General features: G+C 64.3%; 5 protein-coding genes. 1 reads left to right on the plus strand and 4 read right to left on the minus strand.

Going from position 1 to position 4,064, the window contains the following annotated elements; genetic code table 11:
* The first annotated feature begins 20 nt into the window (after positions 1-20).
* A complete protein-coding gene (locus JYJ84_RS30175) occupies positions 21-563 on the plus strand; it encodes a response regulator transcription factor (RefSeq protein WP_043184707.1) in 543 nt (180 codons plus the stop codon).
* 21 nt (positions 564-584) lie between these two features.
* On the opposite strand, the gene JYJ84_RS30180 is transcribed toward JYJ84_RS30175, so the two are convergent.
* From JYJ84_RS30180 to dksA, 4 genes are all read right to left on the minus strand, one after another.
* Positions 585-947 carry a hypothetical protein gene (locus JYJ84_RS30180; protein WP_175222417.1) on the minus strand — a complete coding sequence of 121 codons (363 nt, stop codon included), beginning with the start codon at positions 945-947 and terminating at the stop codon, positions 585-587.
* A 177-nt stretch (positions 948-1,124) separates the two neighbouring features.
* Complete coding sequence (hslU, locus tag JYJ84_RS30185; protein ID WP_122946509.1) at positions 1,125-2,468, minus strand: ATP-dependent protease ATPase subunit HslU; 1,344 nt, start codon at positions 2,466-2,468, stop codon at positions 1,125-1,127.
* Positions 2,469-2,478: 10 nt separating this feature from the next.
* Positions 2,479-3,015 (minus strand): ATP-dependent protease subunit HslV, encoded by a 537-nt coding sequence (hslV, locus tag JYJ84_RS30190; RefSeq protein WP_021156275.1) that lies wholly within the window; start codon positions 3,013-3,015, stop codon positions 2,479-2,481.
* A 237-nt stretch (positions 3,016-3,252) separates the two neighbouring features.
* On the minus strand, positions 3,253-3,669 hold the full coding sequence (dksA, locus tag JYJ84_RS30195; RefSeq protein ID WP_006477498.1) for an RNA polymerase-binding protein DksA: 417 nt from the start codon (positions 3,667-3,669) through the stop codon (positions 3,253-3,255).
* Positions 3,670-4,064: the final 395 nt, after the last annotated feature.

Here is a 4,064-nt window from a genome sequence, read left to right on the forward strand (position 1 = left end):
CACGTAGACGGAGAAACCACATGAGCGAGAACAATTTCCTGGTGATCGACGACAACGAGGTGTTCGCGGGCACGCTCGCGCGCGGCCTCGAGCGTCGCGGTTACGCGGTCCAGCAGGCGCACGACAAGGAGGCGGCGCTCCGGCTCGCCGCGGGCAGCAAGTTCCAGTTCATTACCGTCGACCTGCATCTCGGCGAGGATTCGGGCCTGAGCCTGATCGCGCCGCTGTGCGACCTGCAGCCCGATGCGCGGATCCTGGTGCTGACCGGCTACGCGAGCATCGCGACTGCCGTGCAGGCGGTGAAGGAAGGCGCCGACAACTATCTCGCGAAACCCGCGAACGTCGAGTCGATCCTGGCCGCGCTGCAGACCAACGCGACCGAAGTGCAGGCCGACGAAGCGCTCGAGAATCCGGTCGTGCTGTCGGTCGACCGGCTCGAATGGGAGCACATCCAGCGCGTGCTGGCCGAGAACAACAACAATATTTCGGCGACGGCGCGCGCGCTGAACATGCACCGCCGCACGCTGCAGCGCAAGCTCGCGAAGAAGCCGGTTCGGCAGTAAGCGCGTCTGGCGCCCGGCGCGTCAGCCGGGCGGGTTCGGGATCCGCGACAGGCAGGCGACGATCTCGCGTTTCAGCAGGCGCGTGATGAGCGCCGAGTAGATGAGGTTCCCGAGCAGCGGCGCGGACCCACCGACGATGATGGCGCTGACCATCGGCCACGGCGTTGCCGATACGCTATTCGCGATGGATTTGAGGCCGATGCTGATCGCCACGCTGGCGAGTGCGATGCCTGCCAGCGTGCCCAGCCACGCGAGCACAAACGCGACGTTGTAGCGTCGCAGCGATTCCCGCTTGATCCGGCGCATGAGCGACAGGATGTCGGTGCGCGTGAGCGTGAGCAGGGCCGGCACGATTCGGCCGGCGATGGACGGGTAGATGGTCATTCGGAGGCGGTGACGAATGCGTCTGTTCGTAGCCAGAGGAGTCCAAATTATAGGGACACACCGAAATGCTTGCCATGAGCCGCGTTCCAGGGGCACGCACGTGCGCCGCATCGCGTGACCAAAAAAAACGGGCGACCCCGGAAGGGGCCGCCCGTCTTTCGTCCGACGCCGTGCGCGTTACAGCACGTAGCGCGACAGGTCTTCGTCCTGCGACACTTCGCCGAGCGCGCGGTCGACATACTTCGCGTCGATCGTCACGCGTTCGCCCGCATGGTTGCCGGCCGAGAACGACACTTCCTCGAGCAGTTTCTCGATCACCGTGTACAGCCGGCGCGCACCGATGTTCTCGGTCTTCTCGTTGACCGCATAGGCAATCTCCGCGAGACGGCGGATGCCGTCCTCGGCGAATTCGAGCTGCACGTCTTCGGTCGCGAGCAGCGCCTGGTACTGCTTGACGAGGCTGGCGTCGGTCGCGACGAGGATCGCTTCGAAATCGTTCACCGACAGCGAGTCGAGCTCGACGCGGATCGGGAAGCGGCCCTGCAGTTCGGGGATCAGGTCGCTCGGCTTCGCGAGATGGAACGCGCCGCTCGCGATGAACAGGATGTGATCGGTCTTCACCATCCCGTACTTCGTGTTGACCGTCGTGCCTTCGACGAGCGGCAGCAGGTCGCGCTGCACGCCCTGGCGCGACACTTCGCCGCCGCTGCCTTCGTTGTTGCGCGACGTGATCTTGTCGATCTCGTCGAGGAACACGATGCCGTTCTGCTCGACGTTCTGCACGGCCTTCGTCTTCACTTCCTCTTCGTTGAGCATCTTCGCCGCTTCCTCGTCGGTCAGCAGCTTCAGCGCTTCCTTGATCTTCACCTTGCGGCGCTGCTTCTTGCCGCTGCCGAGGTTCGAGAACATCGAGCGGATCTGCTCGGTCATCTCTTCCATCCCTGGCGGCGCCATGATGTCCATGCCGGCCGACGGCTGCTCGAGGTCGAGCTCGACTTCCTTGTCGTCGAGCTGGCCTTCGCGCAGGCGCTTGCGGAAGGTCTGGCGCGTCGCGTTGTTGTCGTCGTTCGCGTGCTCGGCGTTGCCGCCGAAGCCCACCGCGCGCGGTTGCGGCAGCAGGATGTCGAGGATGCGGTCTTCCGCCTGGTCGGTCGCCTTGCTGCGGACCTTGCGCATCTCGGTTTCGCGCGTCTGCTTGACCGAGATCTCGATCAGGTCGCGCAGGATGCTGTCGACGTCGCGGCCGACATAGCCGACTTCGGTGAACTTGGTCGCTTCGATCTTGATGAACGGCGCATCGGCGAGCTTCGCGAGGCGGCGCGCGATTTCGGTCTTGCCGACACCCGTCGGCCCGATCATCAGGATGTTCTTCGGCGTGATTTCCTGGCGCAGCGGGTCGGCGACCTGCTGGCGGCGCCAGCGGTTGCGCAGCGCGACCGCGACGGCCTTCTTGGCCTTCGCCTGGCCGATGATGTGCTTGTCGAGTTCCGAGACGATCTCGGCAGGGGTCATGGTGCTCATGGTGCGGTCCTTACTCGATCGTTTCGATGATGCGGTTGTGGTTCGTATAGATGCACATGTCGCCGGCGATCTTGAGCGACTTCTCGACGATCTCGCGCGGCGACAGCTCGGTGTTCTCCGCGAGCGCGCGGGCTGCTGCCTGCGCATACGCACCGCCCGAGCCGATCGCGCAGATGCCTTCTTCGGGGTCGAGCACGTCGCCGTTGCCGGTGATCACGAGCGTGGTGGTGGCGTCGGCCGTGATCAGCATCGCCTCGAGGCGGCGCAGCATCCGGTCGGTGCGCCAGTCCTTCGCGAGCTCGACGGCCGCGCGGGTCAGGTTGCCCTGGTGCTTCTCGAGCTTCGCCTCGAAGCGGTCGAGCAGCGAGAACGCATCGGCGGTGCCGCCCGCGAATCCGACCAGCACCTGGTTGTTGTAGATCCGCCGCACTTTCCGCGCGCCACCCTTCATGACGATGTTGCCGAGGGTTACCTGGCCGTCGCCGCCGAGCGCGACCTTGTCGCCGCGTCGGACCGAAACGATGGTCGTGCCGTGAAATTGCTCCATCTGCGTTCCTTGAGAAAAACGGGGAAGAGTCGGGCGGCGCGAGGCGCCGCTGCGTAACTCGCAGTGCGCCGGGAAGCGGCCCGGCGCGCGTCCGTTTCATTTTAGGGCGGGCGCCGGGATATCAAGAGGCGGGAGGCAAATCGGCGGCCGGTGGGGAACCGGTGCCGGAAAAACAAAAAGCGCGCGGCAGGCCGCGCGCTTTCGGGAAGCAGCGTGTCTGAGCGGAACGCCGCTCGATCAGTCGCCGAACAGCTTCTGGCGCAACTCGCGGCGCTCCTGCGCCTCGAGCGACAGCGTGGCGGTCGGACGCGCGAGCAGGCGCGGAATGCCGATCGGCTCGCCGGTTTCCTCGCACCAGCCGTAATCGCCGGAATCGATGCGGGCGAGCGACTGCTGAACCTTCTTGAGGAGCTTGCGTTCGCGATCGCGCGTACGCAGCTCGAGCGCGTGCTCTTCCTCGATCGTCGCGCGATCGGCGGGATCGGGCACGATCACCGTCTCGCGCAGGTTCTCGGTCGTCTGGCCTGCATTCTTGAGGATGTCCGCCTGCAACTGTTCGAGCCGATTTTTGAAGAAGGCGAGCTGATCCTCATTCATGTAATCCTTGTCGCTCATCTTCAGGATTTCGGCTTCGGTCAAGAGTTTCTTCGTCATCTGCTTGCTTCTTCAATGTGCGGCAAATCAAGAGATATTGCCTGCACTTTGGGATTACCCGCAACCGCGCTTGCAATCATTTGCGATTTGCCGCCGCGGGGCCGAAAGCCTCTGGAAAACCGGTTCTCAAATACCAGGATAGGCCTGGCGCGGAGTTGCGCGCGCTGCGAACCGGTGTGCTGCGCGGCACATCGCATCGACCGCGGCCGGGAGGCGGATGGGCGATCCGGCGCGGTTGCGATGCCCGGAAAACTGGTTCAGCAAGAACCGGGCCTATTTGTTGCCGTACTCCAGCGGGCACGTATTGTAACTGAATCGCAAGCGGGCGCCGTATCGGGTCGATCCCCGTCGGCTGCGCCAATATCTAGAAAATATAACGCGCAAATCGCGAAAAA

This window comes from Burkholderia sp. LMG 13014, assembly GCF_905232215.1.
In the GTDB taxonomy this organism is placed as follows: Bacteria; Pseudomonadota; Gammaproteobacteria; order Burkholderiales; family Burkholderiaceae; genus Burkholderia.

What these genes read in the sequence shown, in the direction of transcription:
- JYJ84_RS30175 (WP_043184707.1), top strand. Translation starts at nt 21, where the DNA reads ATGAGCGAGAACAATTTCCTGGTGATCGACGACAACGAGGTGTTCGCG.
- JYJ84_RS30180 (WP_175222417.1), bottom strand. Translation starts at nt 947, where the DNA reads ATGACCATCTACCCGTCCATCGCCGGCCGAATCGTGCCGGCCCTGCTC.
- hslU (WP_122946509.1), bottom strand. Translation starts at nt 2,468, where the DNA reads ATGAGCACCATGACCCCTGCCGAGATCGTCTCGGAACTCGACAAGCAC.
- hslV (WP_021156275.1), bottom strand. Translation starts at nt 3,015, where the DNA reads ATGGAGCAATTTCACGGCACGACCATCGTTTCGGTCCGACGCGGCGAC.
- dksA (WP_006477498.1), bottom strand. Translation starts at nt 3,669, where the DNA reads ATGACGAAGAAACTCTTGACCGAAGCCGAAATCCTGAAGATGAGCGAC.